The following is a 17,829-nucleotide window of genomic DNA, read 5'->3' as shown; positions in this document are numbered from 1 at the left end:
CTCTTACATCCTATTAACCTTTTCTAATTGAACAATCGAAAAACGTACATTGTAACACCTTTTTCAAGATCTCTCTGGAAAAAACCATGAATCAATTAATGAAAAGTAATGACCTGAAAGATTCAATCATAATTTCAGATACTACCCTCCGTGATGGTGAACAGACATTTGGCATTGTCTTCAGCAATGAGGAAAAGTTGGAAATTGCTAGACAACTTGATGCACTAGACATTCAGGAGTTGGAAGCTGGATTTCCAGCTCAAGAAGGAAGTGAAAGGACCTACCTGCAAGAGCTGATTTCCCGTAAAACCAATGGGCGTATCTCAGCACGGGTGTTAGGCTGGCATCGGCCATTGCGTGAAGAACTATCCTGGTCAGTTAAGTTGGGCCTAGATGGCTGCTGCTCTTCTACTCCGATTACCCCTTATATGATTGATAGCATCCTGAGATCTACACCGGACAAAATCTTACAAGCTCAACGGAGTGCATTAGCTTTCATCAAGGAGAACGGCTTATACGCTGTTTCTGACTTTCAGGATGCTTTTAATGCTGATCGCTCATTTTTATTTGAGATGATCCAGATGTCAGAAGAAACAGGTGCAGATCGAGTACGGCTCTGCGATACCGTAGGTCGCACTGATCCCTTCATGATCTTCGATATCATAACGGATATTCTCAATAACTCGGAAATCGATGTGGAACTCCATGCCCATAACGATCTGGGTATGGCGGTTGCCAACTGTGTGGCTGCGATCAAAGCATTTGATCTCTGGTATGAGGCCCAAAAAGAACGACCAAGCCGGAAGCTCTATTTAACCACTACAGTGAATGGAATTGGTGAGCGAGCTGGTAACACTGATTTGGCTACATTAGTGGGTGCATTGAAAGTTGGGCTAAATATAAATCTATCTGTACAGGAATCGAGACTCTCCAGCGTTTGTGATTATGTCTCGCAAGCAAGTAGTCGCCCGATCCCGATTAATGCACCAGTAGTAGGTCCCAATATTTGGTCTCATTCCTCAGGTATTCATGTAGATGGTGTGTTGAAAAGCCCTGCAAATTACGAGCTGATAAGCCCTGAATTTGTTGGCAAAACTAACACTGCTCGACGTTTAGGTATCAATAAACATTCTGGCAAACGTGCCGTCCAGCATAAATTTGCTGGGTTGGGCATACCGTTGACTGATGAAGCTGCTCTCAAACTGTTGCCCCAGATTCGTGAAGGGACAATTCAGAATAAGCGAATGCTATTTGATCATGAATTGGTTGATTTAGTGAATCGATCCCAAAAACCTTCATGATCTCACTGCAATCGTGATTTTTGCTAAGTAGGTGGGCGTAATTAAGTGTAAAATAGCGATGGAAATTCAAAATCATGAAACCCCTATGAATAGAGGATTCCAGCTTCATTTTCGGATTTTGAGTTTTAACGTTTATTTATGCCCACCTACTTATCGGTGACCCTCTACCCTTAACCTACCAATCGGTTCTTTAGTTATGATCACCCCCCCCATTGCCACTCTTTCAACTCCAAAGCAAGAACCTGGTGAGGAAAACTTACTGATGAATCTGAAACATCAAGTGTTGCCTGAACAAAGAAACCAATGTATCTATCAACTGATAGATGCTTATGCCCACAATATACCTAACAAAACTGCTGTAATTTGTGGAGGTCAGACCCTGACCTATCGCATACTCAATCAGCTTGCCGATCAAGTTGCTGAGCATTTGCAGCATTTAGAGATTGAATCCGGAGGATTGATCGGGCTGTATATGGATCGATCGTTGGCTATGATTGTTGGTTTATTGGGAATTTGGAAAGCGGGTTGTGCCTATGTTCCACTTGATAGTCAATATCCCAAGCAGCGTCTCGAATTTATGCTGGCAGAGACTGAAGCAGCGATAGTCTTAACTGAACCTCAGTTGTGTCAGGATTTACCAAAACTATCAACAATTGCACAGGTGATCACGTTAAAGGTCGAGACCGACGGTCGTTTGTCCCTTGCTTCAGTAATCTCATCGAAATTAAAACCATCTGTCTCGACAGCGATTTCTGCGCCAGTGACGGCCAAGGATCTTTCCCCGTCGAAGGTGGAAGATCCTCCTTCTGTAGATCAGTGCAGTGAAGGCCGCGATAAACTGAGCTGGGACAAGCGAGCCAAATCTTCTCCTGAAATCAACCCCCTCGATCGCCTCGCTTATATTATTTACACCTCTGGTTCAACGGGCAAACCCAAAGGCGTAATGATCAGCCATCGGAATCTGGCACATTACTGTTGGTCGATCGTTCAGCCCATGGCTCTGCAATCCACTGATATTTATTTGCACCTTGCCTCCATCTGCTTTGCCACATCTGCCCGTCAGTTATTGTCACCCCTATCACATGGGGCAACTGTTGTTATCGCGACCTCGGAAGAACGTCAAATCCCGCTCAAAGTGCTACAACTGGCAAAGGATCAGCAGGTTACCTTAATGGATATGGTGCCATCCTATTGGCGAATTCTAAATTCAACCCTACAGCATTTGCCTCCTGATACGCGCCAGAAACTTCTGACCAACACTCTACGATTTGTTAACGGTCATGGGGAACCTGTCCCCCAATATATTCCTCAGATCTGGCAAGAGAGGTTACAGCATCCTGCTGCGACGTTGAATCTATATGGTCAAGCAGAGGCAACAGGTTCGGTTGCCTTTTGTTTTTACCAATCCGGAGAACCTGGCGCTGTGATGCCGATCGGTCAGCCATTACCAGGGATGAAACTCTACATCCTTGATGATAATTTAACCCCTGTAGCGCCTGGAACTTGCGGGGAAATCTACGTGGGAGGACCAGCGGTATCTCAGGGATACTTTAAACGCCCAGAACTGAATGATGAAAGGTTTATCGTTAATCCCTTGATTAATCATAAGTCCGGCAATAGTGAACAAGAACTTGACCAGACTGTTCCATTCTACCTCTACAAAACTGGAGATTTGGGGCGATGTCGGAGCGATGGGGTTTTTGAAATGTTGGGGCGTGTAGATCGTCAAGTTAAGATTAATGGTGTTCGAGTTGAAATAGACGAAATTGAAGCAATTCTCTCTCAACATCCCACCGTTAGGGAAGCTGCTGTTTTAGATCTGAAAACGAACCTGAATGAACCTTATTTAGTTGCTTATTTAACCCTCGAACCAACATCCCTGTCTCGTGAGGATAACAATTGGGAGCAAATTGAAATCGCCCTCCAAACGGTAAGATCTGGCAAGTCTGTGAAGATAGATAGTCTTACCGTTGCTGAGTCAAACTCAGAGCTGATCCATCAACTCAAGACATATCTCCAAGCCCAAGTATCTCGCTATGTGGTGCCATCCAAGTTTGTGATTCTGGAAGATCTTCCCCTAACTCCGAATGGCAAAGTCGATCGTAAGGTGCTGCTTGCACAACAAGAAGCGCAGTTTGAAAACCGAGAATTGATTGCTCCCCGTACAGAGACCGAAGTGAAGCTTGCCAAGATTTGGTGTGACATTCTCAATCTTACTCAGATTAGCCTTGACGATAACTTCTTTGAATTGGGTGGACATTCCCTGCTTGCAACGCAGGTGATTTCTCGGATCAGGGACGTATTCTTCATTGAATTACCTCTGGCTCAAGTGTTTGCTTATCCCACTTTGATGGAATTAGCCCAGTCGATCGACACTATCCAGCCAACAGACTCAATTAAACTGACAACCATTAGTTCAGTTCCCAAAGACACCAAGGTTCCTTTATCTTTTGCTCAGCAACGTCTTTGGTTTCTTGATCAATTAGAAGGACCTAGTTCAACTTATAATATTTCAAATGTCTGGCAACTGGAAGGAGACTTAAATCTATCAGTACTGACCCAAAGTCTTCAAACAATTGTGCAGCGCCACGAAGGGCTACGGACCATTTTTCCGAGCGATAATGCTGCTCCATATCAAAAAATTCAACTTGACGTTACAGTTCAGGTTCCCCTAATCGACTTACAATCGCTTCCCCCAACAGAACTAGAATCTCAGATTCAGATTTTGATTAATGCTGAGGCTCAAACACCGTTTGTCCTTGCCCAAGATACGCTTGTTCGTTGCAAGCTTTTGAAATGCAGTACAACAGTCCATGTGCTTGTGATTACAATCCATCACATCGTTGCCGATGATTGGTCACTGGGCATCTTTCAGCAAGAACTCTCCGAACTCTATACTGCTTTTTGTCAATCGGAACCTTTACCGCTGGCACCCTTGCCCATTCAATATGCAGATTTTGCCTATTGGCAGCATCAATGGTTACAAGGACAAGTTCTGGAGACCTTACTCGACTACTGGCGAAACCAACTTGCAGACAGTCCACCCCTGCTAGATTTACCAACCGACTACCCACGTCCAGCAAAACAAGTTTTTCGGGGTAGCACGATTGAATTTGATTTAGATGCTCACTTAACCCAAAAATTACAACTTCTCAGTCAACAATCTGGCACTACCCTCTTCATATCACTTCTGAGCGCGTTTTCAATCTTACTCTGTCGTTACAGCAACTCAACTGACATCGTTGTTGGGTCGCCAATCGCCAATCGTAATCGTCAGGAAATTGAGCCTCTCATTGGGTTCTTTGTCAATACATTGGTGTTGCGTAACAACCTTGAAGGGAATCCAAGCTTCTTAGAATTGTTGCAACGAACTCGCCAAGTTGCCTTAAATGCTTATGCCCATCAGGATCTCCCGTTTGAGAAGTTAGTAGAGGAATTAAATCCAGATCGCAACCTGAGCTATCATCCCCTGGTTCAGGTCATGTTTGTATTGCAAAATAGCATCCCATCCCATGCCTTGAGTTTTCCAGGCGTAACTGTGAGTCCACGAAGGGTAGAACGGACCACTGCAAAATTTGATTTGATTTTGTCAATGCGGGAAGCTTCTCAAGGGTTGCAAGGGGTTTGGGAGTATAACAGTGATTTATTCACATCTAACACAATTCAACGATTGCATCACCACTTTCAAACCTTGCTTAAAGGGATTGTTGCCAATCCAGATCAATTAATTTCTGAGTTACCCCTGCTAACCGAAGCAGAACAGCAGCAATTACTGGCACAATGGAGCCAAGCCCATAGAGATTATCCCGGTGATTCCTCCATACACCATCTATTTGAACAACAAGTAGAACGTACACCAGATGCGGTTGCCTTAGTGTTTGGAGAACAACAGCTCTCTTATCGAGAACTGGATCGCCGTGCAAATCAGCTTGCCACTTATTTGCAGACCTTGGGTGTAGAACGAGAAGTATTGGTCGGCCTTTGCCTGGAACGATCACCAGAGTTGATTGTTGCCATGCTAGGAACTCTCAAAGCTGGAGGAGCCTACGTTCCCCTTGATTCCAACTATCCTTCGGAGCGCTTGGCTTTCATCTTAAATGAAACGCAAATTCCCGTATTAATTACGCAAACGACTTTGCGCTCCCGATTAGCCAATTATGAGCAGTGTGTCCTGATTTGTCTCGATGAGATTGATTTGACACAATCCAATGGATTGCAATCTTATGAAGTGCAGTCTGATAGCTCGTCAGAGCCGCAATTGGTGACAAGAGAGAGTCTAGCCTATGTAATCTATACTTCTGGCTCTACGGGTCAACCCAAAGGAGTTAGTATTCCCCATCAAGCAGTGATACGTTTGGCGATCGATCCTAACTATGTGACAATTTGCTCAGACGACACATGCCTACAACTAGCTTCCATTGCCTTTGATGCGGCCACCTTCGAAGTTTGGGGGGCTTTGCTCAATGGAGCAAAATTAGTCCTAGCTCCTGCTGCTCGTCCATCTCTGGCAGAGATCGCACATCTGCTATCACATCACCAAATCACTGTAGTTTGGCTCACCTCTGGACTCTTCCATCAGATGGTAGAAGAGCATTTGGAGTCTTTCACCTCAGTTCGACAACTTCTGGCGGGGGGAGACGTTCTGTCAGTTACCCATGTCAAGAAAGCAGTTCGAGCCTTACCGAATACCCTTGTAATTAATGGTTATGGTCCGACGGAGAATACAACTTTTACCTGCTGTTACCCAATCCGAAATCTTGAAGCCATTGGCACGTCGGTTCCAATCGGTTGTGCGATTTCAAATACTCAGGTTTATCTGTTGGATGACAGCTATCATCCAGTTCCTATAGGAGTTTCGGGAGAGCTTTATATTGGTGGCGATGGTTTAGCACGCGAGTACTTTAACCGTCCTAATCTGACAGCAGAACGATTTATCTGCCATCCTGCTTTGGGTCGCCTCTACAAAACTGGTGATCTTTGCCGCTACCGTTCAGATGGAAATCTCGAATTTATAGGACGGATTGATCATCAAGTTAAGATTCGGGGTTTCCGCATTGAGTTAGGAGAGATCGAAACAGTGCTCGGTGAGCATCCTGATTTACAGGCAGTCGTTGTGTTAGCCCGAGAAGATAATCCAGGAGATAAGCGGTTAGTCGCTTACTTTGTAGTTGAGGCAGATAAGCAAATTCTCCCTAATCAACTCCAACAGTTTCTCAAGCAGAGGCTACCAGATTATATGATCCCCTCCGCCTTTGTACAATTAAGAACCTTGCCTTTAACCCTAAATGGCAAGGTAGATCGTCGATCTCTGCCGATTCCTGACTTTTCTCAACTCCCTCACAGGCTTGAGTTTACTGCACCCCAAACTGAAACTGAGTACAGGATTGTTAAAATCTGGTCTGAAGTCATGAAATGCGATCGCATCAGTATTCACGACAACTTCTTTGAATTGGGTGGTCATTCTCTCCTTGCTACTCGGGTCATTTCAAAGCTCCGTCAAACTTTGCAGATTGAACTGCCAATCCAAAGCCTCTTTGAATATCCAACGGTAGCTGGGTGGGCTAAACACATCGATCTAGTGCTATGGTTTGGTCGAGATGCAGTGGACCTTGCAGCAGTTAAAAACACTGAGGAAATTGAGATATGACCTAAGCTACAGATGGGGAATTCCGCGCATCCGGAGTGGTAACGAGAGAGGCTTGGTGGCTGGCATTGTATGTTACAGTACTGAACACATCAAGTACAAAAACAGTGGGAGGGGCACAGGATAACCTACACTACCACACTATAACTCAAGCGCACTGCACTGGAAAAGTGAATAAACGATTACATCAAGACCATGAGAACTTTTGCGCTCCGAATGGAACGGTTAGGCACTGAAGCTGCCTTTGAATATCTCGCCAAAGCCAAACAATTGGAGGCCCAAGGACGAGATATAATTCATATGGAGATTGGACAGCCAGATTTTCCTACTCCTCCTCACATTTGTAAGGCAGCCTACCAAGCCATGCAAGCGGGCCACACGGGTTATGGTCCTGCAGCAGGACTACCAGAACTGAAGTCAGCGATCGCACGCCACATTTCCAAAACCCGGCATTTGTCAGTCGAACCCGATCGGGTTGTCATAATGCCAGGGGCAAAACCCGTAATATTCTTGACTATTCTGGCTCTGGTTGATCCCCAAGATGAGGTCATTTACCCAAATCCAGGGTTTCCCATTTACAAATCAGTTATTGACTTTGTCGGAGCTAAACCTGTTCCGCTACCTTTGCGAGAAGTCGTGAACTTTCGCATCCAAATTGAGGATTTGAAAACCCTAGTCAACGATTGTACCAAGTTATTGATCCTCAACTCTCCTCAAAACCCAACTGGGGGAGTGCTGACGTCTGAGGATCTAGCTGAAATTGCTACCCTTGCTCAGCAATACGACTTCTACATTCTCGCAGACGAAATCTATTCTCATATTCTCTACGACCAGACCCATACTAGTATTGCAAGTTTGCCAGGCATGGAGGAGCGCACTATTTTACTAGATGGTTTTTCTAAAACCTATGCTATGACTGGCTGGCGTTTGGGCTATGCCGTTGCATCTCCAGAAATCAGTGAAAAGCTAACTCAACTCATGATCAATACCAATTCCTGTACCTGTTCGTTTACTCAATTGGCAGGGGTGACTGCCCTGGAAGGAGACCAAACCTTTGTTGAGAAGATGGTGATGGAATTTCATCGGCGTCGAGATATGATTGTCACCAGGATCAACCAAATAGCTGGTATCAGTTGTCAAATGCCAAGAGGGGCATTCTATGCATTTCCAAATGTCTCCCAGTTACCGTTAGATGATCAAGCCATAGCAGATTATTTGATGACTGAGGCTGGGGTGGTAGTGTTACCTGGTTCTTCTTTTGGCAATCAAGGTCAGGGATATTTACGCCTGTCCTACGCAAACTCATTCAGCAAGATTGAAGAGGCATTGGATCGAATTGAGCAGGCAGTTCATACTCTCATTTAACATCTTCCCCGACCTAAAGGCACGGAGATTCCCTAGTGTTGCCTCTTGCCTGTTCCCTATTCCCCATTCCCTGTTCCCTTATTTCTTAAGACTTTAACATAAAAATTCTCAATATAAAAAATGGTTGTTGCCCAAAATAAAACTAAAGATATTGAAGCAATGTATCCCCTTTACTCAACGCAAAAAGGGATATTATTTCAGACATTGTATCACCCGGAACATCGGGTATATTTCGACCAATTTAAGTTGACGATTCACGGCAAGCTGAATCCGAAGTTCTTTGAACAGGCTTGGGTGAGACTGGTAGAAAGACACCCAGTTTTGCGCACCTTATTTGTTTGGAGAAACCGTAAGCAGCCGGTGCAAGTTGTACGTAAAACCTTCAAGCTAACCTGGATTGAGCATGACTGGCGAACCCTATCTCCTGAAGCCCAAACAGCCAAGATGGATGATTTTTTAGACAGGGATCGACAACAAGGGGTTGAACTGGGGAAAGCCCTGGTTGACTTACAAAACTCTGAAATGGCTTACTGGTACGTTGGGATTTTGAACTCTAACTAAGGACGCAAATAATATCACAATTAATGGACAAATAAAAGACAAATTATCAATTCCCACAACACTAACTATTTCCAATACCTTGACCTCCTAACCAACCCGTTGTCCAAGCACTCTGAAAATTAAATCCCCCGGTAATTCCATCAATATCGAGAATTTCCCCAGCAAAGTAAAGACCTGGACATTGGCGGCTTTCCATAGTCTTGAAATTCACCTCTTTGAGACTAACACCACCACAAGTAACAAACTCTTCCTTAAAAACCCCTTTACCTTGAATCAAATAGCGTCCTTGAGTCAGTTCTTGAACTAACTGATGTACGGTTTTTTTCGATAACTCAGCCCAACGGTTTTGTGCTCCCACTCCCACACTAGTAACTAAGCTCACCCAAAGGCGCTTTGGGATAGGAATGGGACAACTAGTAGTAATGAAGCGTCGAGGTAACTGGGATTTAACATCAAGGAGTAATTTGCGCAATCGGTCTGGATTATACTCAGGAAGCCAATTCACCAACAAGGGCATTTGATAATGGTGTTCATGCAATACTCTAGCCCCCCAAGCAGAAAGCTTGAGTACCACTGGACCACTTAAACCCCAGTGGGTAATTAGCAATGGTCCCGTTTGTTCCTTCAACGTTTTACCAGCATCGGGTAATTTGAGGCACACCTGTTTAACACTCACCCCAGCTAAATCCTGTAAACGGGAGTCTGGGATATTAAAAGTGAATAGAGAGGGAACCCGGGTTTCGATGGTATGACCTAAGGCTTTTGCCCAACGGTAGCCTAGGGGATTGCTACCAGTAGCAACCAAAACGCGATCGCATTTTATAATCTCACCATTCCTCAACCCAATTTCAAATCCTCCTGGGGTCTGGTGTGGCGTGTCAGGAGTTGGGTGTTGGGAAGATTGCCGAGAGATCGACTTAACCGGATTACTGGTGCGAATCTTTACCCCTGCCCTCTTAGCTACTTGTAAGAGACAATCAACAATAGTTTCGGAAGTGTCAGTAATCGGAAACATCCTGCCATCCGCTTCAGTTTTCAGATCAACACCGTGAGCACCAAACCAAGCAATGGTATCCTTGGGTTGAAAACGGGTGTAAGCCCCTCGCAATGCTTTGCTTCCCCTGGGGTAAGCTTGCACCAACTGGGCTGGGTCAAAGCAAGCATGAGTAACATTACACCGTCCACCACCAGAGATGCGCACCTTCGATAATGGATGGCGTGAGGCTTCTAGGAGAGTGACATTGGTATGGGGATGAGTAGTGGCACAGGTAATTGCCCCAAAAAAACCAGCGGCTCCACCACCAATGACTACAACATTGAGATTTCGTGAATTATCCAAGGGAATCGGGAATCGGGAATTGGGAATCGGGAATCGGGAATCGGGAATCGGGAATCGGGAATCGGGAACAGGGAAAAAATCTTGTTTACCTTATTAATATGAGAACCGATAATTACCCTTAATAAAAATCTCCCCATCTCCCCATCTCCCCATCTCCCCATCTCCATTAAACTAAGTCAGTGAGTCACCCCACTGACTCGTCTTCAGAACCGGACGTGAAACTTTCGCTTCATCCGGCTCCTCGTTGTAAGAACCATTGACATTGGTACCTCTACCAGGGATGGGCATCAAGCTCATGACTGGTTTTTACGGTAGAACCGTGTCTGACATCGTGGCAATGTAGGTGAAGTAGTTCCAGATTGTCGTCTGTGTTATTTCCACCAATGGAGCGCGGTATAATGTGATGTTTTTCCAATAAATCTTCGTCCCTAAAGGTAAGACCACAGTGGGAGCACTTCCCTTTTTGCCTTTTTAAAAGTCTGGCCTTTTGATTGGTCAAAACAGGATGCTTGCCCATTCTGGTACTCCAATAGATTAGGTCTCCATCGTAAGGACTTCTGGATTCTTTGACTTTGACATGTCTAACAATTGGTGTCAAAGCATGTTTCGGTAGATAGTTATCTTCCTGTGCCATGAATACCCAGTTGTCGTTTGAGATGGTTCCCCAATATTTCTGGTTTACCCAGGTTTTTGATTTCTTTGGATGCCTTCTGTACCCCCACCGTTGGAGTTTATTCCATAACATATTCCCCAGGTCGTTGTTCGCGTAGCGTGGCCATAGGCCAAGGTTTCTTTGCTACAGACTGTGCTGTAATAATTACACCAACCTGTTATAATGGGTTTGAGTCGGCTGATTAGAGCCTTCTGTGGAGCAGCTTTATATCTATCAATAACAGAGGAAAGCTGCTCATAATGCTTGTGGATTTTCTGTTTAGATGGTTTGATGATGGTCTTAAAACCTTGTTTTGACTGGTTTTTACCAACCTGATATTGACGGACATTGAATCCAAGAAAGTCAAATCCATCCATGGTGTGGGTAATCCTGGTCTTACTTGGTTTTAGTTCCAAGCCCATATCCATCAACCATAGGTTGATGACCTTCTGGCATTCTTCTACCACGGTTAGGTCTTTGTGCATGATGACAAAATCATCAGCATATCGAACCAAACTTAACGCTGATTTGTTATCCCGTTTTTTTCCGGGTAATGTTTCGGCATATTGTTTAATCCGTTTTTCCATGCCGTGAAGGGCTATGTTTGCCAGTAGAGGGGATATTACTCCCCCCTGTGGTGTGCCCTCATCTGTAGTGGAGAATGTGTCATTGTCCATCACACCAGCCTTGAGCCAGGAACGTATTAAACGTTTCATGGATGGATAAGTATTTAATTTTCTCAGAAGTGCATCGTGGTTGATTTTATCGAAGCATTTGGCAATATCAGCATCTAGAACCCATTTTGGTTTTTGTTTGATACTGTTGAATATTGCTTCGATGGCGTCGTGGCCTGAGCGTCCTGGTCTAAACCCATATGAATTAGGTTCAAATTGTGCCTCCCATTCTGGTTCTAATGCCAGTTTGGCAAGAGCTTGCAATGTTCGGTCATACATGGTAGGGATGCCTAGTGGGCGTTTTTCACCTTTGCCAGGTTTGGGAATCCAAACCCGTCGAGTTGGTTTGGCCTTTCCGCAGACTTTCAAGTTTTTAACTAGGGACAGACGTTGTAATGGTGTTAATGATTTGATCCCATCAACCCCAGCCGTCTTCTTACCCTTGTTATCTTGTGTGACCCTACGCACCGCAATCATTTTTGCAGTCCAAGACTTCATCAAGGTTTTTTGTAGTCGTCTAACCGCGCGAACATCGCCACGTTGGGAGGCTCGAAATATTCGTTTTTGCAACTTAAATAAGGCTCGTTTTAACTTACGCCAATTGACCTTATTCCATTCCGACGTATGGGAGAATCCCATCGTTTTAGACTTATTCATTGGTACTTGCGACTATTTCTTTTCCTACAACGTGAGTCCGTCTGCATATCCTAGGCATTACCCTAGGCGTTAGCAACTGAGCTCAATCTTGCCCCCATATGACTTGCGGCTAACTACCTACTTGGATATCGACCTTTCCAAGAGTACAAACAGGGGTTACTTCGTTCCTGATTACCATTGGTTGGACTTTTAGGGTGGTACTGTTCACCGGGAGGTGTGGTTTTGGGAATCACTTCATGGAGATGGAACCTTGAAGTCAGTGCCTCCTTTGACGTTTTGTCTATGGCGTGTCAGCCTTTGCGCCATACGATGGTAACGATGATTTGAGCGTACCTTCCTTGCGTACCCATAAGTCCTTGCCTGCTACTAACACCAGATTCGGCTTCTAGTGCTTCGCTGTTTGACCCCGCTTTACCCATAGGCTTGTTAGTTCCTATGAATAGGGGTAAGGCTGTCAGGAGGATTCCACTCCGGCTGGACTTGCTTATACTCACCAGCATGGTTATCAAGTTATCTAGGTTCCAAATAGAGCGTGGTGCTCTATCTGGCTAGCGGCTAATCCCCCAAGCCCTTTCTGGACAAGGTTTCTAGCCAACGAATCGCACCCATCTCCCCATCTCCCCATCTCCCCACCTCCCCATCTCCCCACACTTCCCACACTTCCCAATTAGGATCGTCCTGGCAAATAGTACTTAAAGTCCCTGGAGCCTTGATAGTCAGTGACATTAGCCAATTCTTCTAGAGTTCGGACACCAGGGAGCAATTCGCCATTAATTTGCCAAGTAGGATAGGATTGAATTCCAGCAGCGATACAGGCTTCTGTCTGAGCATTTTTGCCATCACGAGCACACTCTATATAATTGATTTGAGAGAATGCCTGTTTTCCAAACAGTTGCTTCTGCTCATAGCAGTGGGGACACCAGTAAGCTCCGTATTTCTTAGCACCAACTTCAGTCAAATGACGCGCCAGATCAATTTCCGATTGACCAGAGGTTGTGTTAACTTTCCAGCCACCAATAGCTGCGTTTGGCGCACCAGAGGCTGTGGGAATTGGACCACCATTATCTGCTGATGTGGCCACGGATTCCCCAACATTAGCATAAACGCCTAAGGTACCCACCAAGGTGATCATGCCCACGATCAGACCGATAAAGAAAATTTGACCAATATCGTCCCAACTGCGACCCACAAGGGTTAGGACTAGCAGGCTAATGGCAAATAATGCTGAAGTGATGCAGTATATACAGAGTGCTTGGATCTCAAACGCTAGCAAGTACATCAAGTAGCTACTGAAAACTGTCATAGCTGCTGCGCCTGCTAACAGCAGTAACCAAGTCCAATTTTCTAGTTTTGAGCGAAGTCCCTTCTTTGGGTCTCCCTTTACTAACAACGGAGCCAAGGCAAATGTAGCCATACTGGTGTATGCCAAGAAACCAAACAAGGTTAGTGGCAGACCAAATATACTAGCATAAGGGCTGGAAAGGACATCATTACAGCTAGAAGCATTAGCTGCACCCGCGCTGCAAACTGCAGTACCACCTGTCAGTTTAACCACAGTCAGATAAGCAGTTAACAGGGCACCCACGACAGCGATCGCAGCAATCAGCTGACGGGACCAACGATAAATCCAGGGGGCAGAACGCCGACGACTCACACTCATAATCTAGATTAATGAGGAATAGGGGTTGCTTGAAAGTTCTAACTATTACGTTATCAAGTCAAACAACCAATAGACAGAAACCAAGGTGACATACTGTTGAAAGTCAACCGGCCAACCTTGGCCTATTGGCCACGCGTGCGCGTTCAACCTGATAACCTTGGCCTATTGGCCACGCGTGCGCGTTCAACCGGCCAACCTTCAACCTTCAACTGGCCAACCTTCAAACAATTGGTTTTTCTTCTTGTTTAGCAGACACACTACTGCGTACTGCTTCCACAAATTGACTGACCCGAATCGGATCAATAGGTTGATCAATTTGTCCACGACGCTTGAGGGAACTAGAGACAATTACCCCATCAGCATATTGCATCAGGGTGGAGATATTTTCCCAATTAGCCCCACTGCCAATAAACACTGGTTTGCCCTTAGCCGCCGCCGAGGCTAACACCAGGTCTTGGGGATTAGTAGGAGTACCGGTTCCCCAGCCAGAGAGAATCACACCATCAGCTAACCCCCGCTCTATGGTTTCTTGTACAGCTATGGTGATATTCGGTGACTCCAAAGGTTGTCCATGTTTGACTAGAACATCAGCAAGAATCTTAACATCACTACCCAGTGCCCGACGGTAGCGCAAGAGTGTATGAGCCTGTCCCTCAATTAACCCCTGGTCTGTTGCCATAATCCCAGTCAGAACATTAACACGGATAAATTTAGCCCCTACACAAGTAGCAATTGCTAAAGCACTATGAGCATCATTGCGTAAAATATTGATCCCTATTGGTATGGGAACCAGGTTCATCAGTCGCTGGACTATGATCGTCATGGTACTGACTACTGCTGGATCGACCTGGTTTTTAGTAAATGGGGCGTCGAAAAAATTCTCAACAATCACCCCATCGACTCCACCAGACCCTAAGGCGGTGACCTCTTGCTCGGCTCGGTCAATCACAGCTTGCAGGCTACCCCCCCAGCGCGGGGAAGTAGGGAGTGGCAGCAAATGCACAACTCCTATGATCGGATTCGGTGTCTGGAAAATTTGCTCTAAGTTCACAATCGTGGGATGTTTGGAAGCCCCATCTCATCAGGGAGCGGGGAGGAAAAGCTACAGATAGAGCGCCTCAGCGCCCCCTGTAGAAAACTTGGGAATTGAGAGGTCGGATGCCTTGTCTTGATGCAGTCGCTCATGGGGGAAACCCCCAAGACCGCGCTGCATCGCTTTCTGGCATCGGTCTACCACTGGCATTAATGGTAAAGCTATGGTGCTTACTCTATTTGATGAAACCTGGGATTTAGTTCTCCCGGTTGCTAAAACCAGTCGCTCAAACCAATTGTATCGGTCAGTGCTATCCCCAAAGCAAGCACCTTAATTCCTGAAGACGATTTCTAGTGGTGGTAGGTTAACAGAGGTGAGCCCTAAAACTACTACATCTGTTTTTGATGCCTACTGATGCTAGGTCAAGGGTAAAATAGGATTATATATAGTACCAGTAGATTGTACCTTTGTCCTGTCAACTTTGAGCTTTTCGAGCTGCTTGTGGTTAAGAGCCCAGATCAGCACTACTCGATTTAATCCCTGTAGGAGCTCAGCCCCCCGCTCCCCCATAGAGGGAGCTTACCAACACGAGCCCGTTGGAGTCACGATCCCCGCGAGCCCATGATTTTCTGTGAGGGATATTTTTAGATTTCCTCATATTTTTTTGAATATTTTAATAAAATTTAATTTAGAATGAGTGTATAGGTTTTGATAGTGAAATCAACATGGAACATCAGTACTAGTAGATTAGCAGAGCAGATTAGGAGTTGAGCACATCACTTACACACTAAGCTCAATCACACCAAGCTCAATCAATGGTGTAAGGTTCTGGTAAAGGGCAGTAGGTTATGTGACTAAGCCGTAGTACAATATAAAATGATGAATGAATGGGCAAAAAGCCAACTGTAGCAATATCTCACTTGGGGTGCGAGAAAAATCGCATTGATACCGAACATATGCTGGGTCTGCTGGTGCAGGCAGGATACCAGGTAGATGCCAATGAAGAATTAGCTGACTATGTTATTGTAAATACCTGTAGTTTTATAGAAGAAGCGCGGCGAGAATCAGTGCGCACGCTGGTAGAACTGGCGGAAGCTGATCAAAAAATTGTGATTACCGGCTGTATGGCTCAACACTTCCAAAGCCAACTATTGGAAGAGTTGCCAGAGGCAGTGGCAGTGGTGGGAACCGGGGACTACCATAAAATAGTAGATGTAATCCAAAGAGTAGAAACAGGCGATCGCGTTCAAGAGGTTTCTACTGAACCAACCTACATTGCTGACGAAACAACGCCACGCTACCGAACAACTTCTGAAGGGGTTGCTTACCTGCGGGTCGCAGAAGGGTGTGATTACCGCTGTTCCTTCTGTATAATTCCGCACCTCCGGGGAAAGCAGCGATCGCGTACCATAGAATCCATTGTTGCGGAAGCCGAGCAGTTGGCATCTCAAGGGGTTCAAGAGCTGATTTTAATTTCCCAAATCACCACCAACTATGGTTTAGACATATACGGCGAACCGAAACTGCCAGAACTGTTGAGAGCATTAGGTGAAGTAGACATCCCCTGGATTCGGATCCACTACGCCTATCCCACCGGTTTAACCCCATCCGTCATAAAAGCCATTCAGGAAACTCATAATGTTCTTCCTTATCTCGATTTGCCTCTACAGCACTCCCATCCAGAAATCCTCCGCTCCATGAACCGTCCTTGGCAGGGACGAGTAAATGACGCTATAATCACGCAACTAAAAACTGCACTTCCTGATGCAGTGTTGCGAACCACCTTTATTGTCGGGTTTCCCGGCGAGACAGAGCAGCACTTTGAACACTTGCTGGAATTTGTCCAGCATCATGAATTTGACCATGTTGGAGTGTTTACCTTTTCTGCGGAGGAGGGAACAGCAGCATACAAATTGCCTAATCAGTTGCCCCAAGGGGTGATGGATGCCAGACGGGATGCCCTGATGGCAGTTCAACAACCGATTTCCTTGAAAAAAAATCAAAACTGTCTGGGCAAGATAGTTGATGTTCTCATAGAACAAGAAAATCCCTTAACGGGTGAATTTATTGGTCGCAGTGCCAGGTTTGCCCCTGAGGTGGATGGATTGGTCTACGTTCAAGGTGATGCCTCTTTAGGAACCATAGTATCAGTAGAAATTACTGATTGTGATTTCTACGACTTGTATGGTTCTGTAGTACTACCTCCGTAAACAAGCCACAGGCTTTAACTAGGGGCTGGAATTAAACACTCCACCACTAGGGCAAGTAATCTGGTCAATCCTGAACCAGACATAATCCTTGGTCTTTTAGATTATGGAGCTTTTCACAAGGCCTCTAGCCTTATCAAAAGCAGGTGTCTGTCGCCCATAGTAATGGCACACTAAAGCGCACACTAAACGGCAGCGTAAACGGCACACTTAAAAGACCTGCTTAGGGGGTAAAAACTAGCTGAGCGGTGCATCAATTCAGCTTTGAGGGTCAAATTTGGGATGATTTAACCCACCCCAATCCAACGGGCAATACCTAGCTAAGGAGCCACCCTCAACCTGACAACTGTGTCTAGGGCATTAACCATTGCGTCTGTAAGACGTGTTCTAGTGGGATGAACCTAATCTCAAGCTTTTAGACACACTAAATAGGTCGCAACAGACCCCAGCTGATGGTGAAGCGCGATGCAGCCCCGACCTGAGGGGGTTTAAGCCAAAGCGCGACTGCCTATGGGACAAGGTGCAACTTAGGAGTTGATGCCTATCAACAGGTGCGACCCGTGGCGAATTTAATTCGCCAACGGAAAGCGCACCTAACCAAATGGGTGGAAACTAAACCGCTTTCTACTCATCTAATCTCATCATAGGTTTGTCAAGGCAAAAACCATGGTGAGTAAAACCTGAAGGCTCACTGTCTTTATAGCCATGACAGTGTTTCCTCACACGTTCAACTACT

At 45.5% G+C, this 17,829-nt stretch carries 13 protein-coding genes; 6 read left to right on the top strand and 7 right to left on the bottom strand.

What is annotated here, in order from left to right; genetic code table 11:
* The first annotated feature begins 86 nt into the window (after positions 1-86).
* The 4 genes from F6K53_RS24345 to F6K53_RS24330 all read left to right on the top strand — a co-directional run bounded on the left by F6K53_RS24345 (position 87) and on the right by F6K53_RS24330 (position 8,871).
* Positions 87-1,301 (top strand): hypothetical protein, encoded by a 1,215-nt coding sequence (locus F6K53_RS24345; RefSeq protein WP_293021386.1) that lies wholly within the window; start codon positions 87-89, stop codon positions 1,299-1,301.
* 196 nt (positions 1,302-1,497) lie between these two features.
* Positions 1,498-6,948 (top strand): non-ribosomal peptide synthetase, encoded by a 5,451-nt coding sequence (locus F6K53_RS24340; RefSeq protein WP_293021388.1) that lies wholly within the window; start codon positions 1,498-1,500, stop codon positions 6,946-6,948.
* Positions 6,949-7,140: 192 nt separating this feature from the next.
* Positions 7,141-8,310 (top strand): pyridoxal phosphate-dependent aminotransferase, encoded by a 1,170-nt coding sequence (locus tag F6K53_RS24335; RefSeq protein ID WP_070393215.1) that lies wholly within the window; start codon positions 7,141-7,143, stop codon positions 8,308-8,310.
* Positions 8,311-8,430: 120 nt separating this feature from the next.
* The gene (locus tag F6K53_RS24330; protein ID WP_293068319.1) at positions 8,431-8,871 is read left to right on the top strand and encodes a condensation domain-containing protein; all 441 of its coding nucleotides are present in this window, start codon (positions 8,431-8,433) and stop codon (positions 8,869-8,871) included.
* A gap of 61 nt (positions 8,872-8,932) precedes the next feature.
* On the opposite strand, the gene F6K53_RS24325 is transcribed toward F6K53_RS24330, so the two are convergent.
* The 7 genes from F6K53_RS24325 to btpA form a co-directional block, all read right to left on the bottom strand.
* On the bottom strand, positions 8,933-10,210 hold the full coding sequence (locus F6K53_RS24325) for an NAD(P)/FAD-dependent oxidoreductase (protein ID WP_293021391.1): 1,278 nt from the start codon (positions 10,208-10,210) through the stop codon (positions 8,933-8,935).
* Positions 10,180-10,371, bottom strand: coding sequence for a hypothetical protein (locus F6K53_RS24320; protein ID WP_293068316.1), 192 nt, complete (start codon positions 10,369-10,371; stop codon positions 10,180-10,182). The genes F6K53_RS24325 and F6K53_RS24320 overlap by 31 nt, the downstream gene beginning before the upstream one ends.
* A 110-nt stretch (positions 10,372-10,481) precedes the next feature.
* Positions 10,482-10,844, bottom strand: a complete 363-nt coding sequence (locus tag F6K53_RS46020) for an HNH endonuclease (protein WP_364302760.1) — start codon at positions 10,842-10,844, stop codon at positions 10,482-10,484.
* Positions 10,845-10,888: 44 nt separating this feature from the next.
* Positions 10,889-12,193, bottom strand: coding sequence for a group II intron reverse transcriptase/maturase (ltrA, locus tag F6K53_RS24315; protein WP_364302757.1), 1,305 nt, complete (start codon positions 12,191-12,193; stop codon positions 10,889-10,891).
* Between the two features lie 514 nt (positions 12,194-12,707).
* Entirely contained in the window at positions 12,708-12,842 is a 135-nt protein-coding gene (locus F6K53_RS24310) for a hypothetical protein (RefSeq protein WP_293021393.1), read from the bottom strand.
* A gap of 18 nt (positions 12,843-12,860) precedes the next feature.
* Positions 12,861-13,853 (bottom strand): vitamin K epoxide reductase family protein, encoded by a 993-nt coding sequence (locus F6K53_RS24305; protein WP_293021395.1) that lies wholly within the window; start codon positions 13,851-13,853, stop codon positions 12,861-12,863.
* 220 nt (positions 13,854-14,073) lie between these two features.
* Positions 14,074-14,904 carry a photosystem I biogenesis protein BtpA gene (btpA, locus tag F6K53_RS24300; RefSeq protein ID WP_071104593.1) on the bottom strand — a complete coding sequence of 277 codons (831 nt, stop codon included), beginning with the start codon at positions 14,902-14,904 and terminating at the stop codon, positions 14,074-14,076.
* Between the two features lie 107 nt (positions 14,905-15,011).
* On the opposite strand from btpA, the gene F6K53_RS24295 reads away from it, so the two are divergent.
* A complete protein-coding gene (locus F6K53_RS24295; RefSeq protein ID WP_293068311.1) occupies positions 15,012-15,146 on the top strand; it encodes a hypothetical protein in 135 nt (44 codons plus the stop codon).
* 627 nt (positions 15,147-15,773) lie between these two features.
* The gene (rimO, locus tag F6K53_RS24290; RefSeq protein ID WP_293021396.1) at positions 15,774-17,096 is read left to right on the top strand and encodes a 30S ribosomal protein S12 methylthiotransferase RimO; all 1,323 of its coding nucleotides are present in this window, start codon (positions 15,774-15,776) and stop codon (positions 17,094-17,096) included.
* Positions 17,097-17,829 lie beyond the last annotated feature (733 nt).

The sequence above is a fragment of the Moorena sp. SIO4A1 genome (assembly GCF_010672065.1).
In the GTDB taxonomy this organism is placed as follows: Bacteria; Cyanobacteriota; Cyanobacteriia; order Cyanobacteriales; family Coleofasciculaceae; genus Moorena.
Note: the sequence above shows the minus strand (reverse complement) of the source record. Positions and strands in the feature narration are given on the sequence as shown.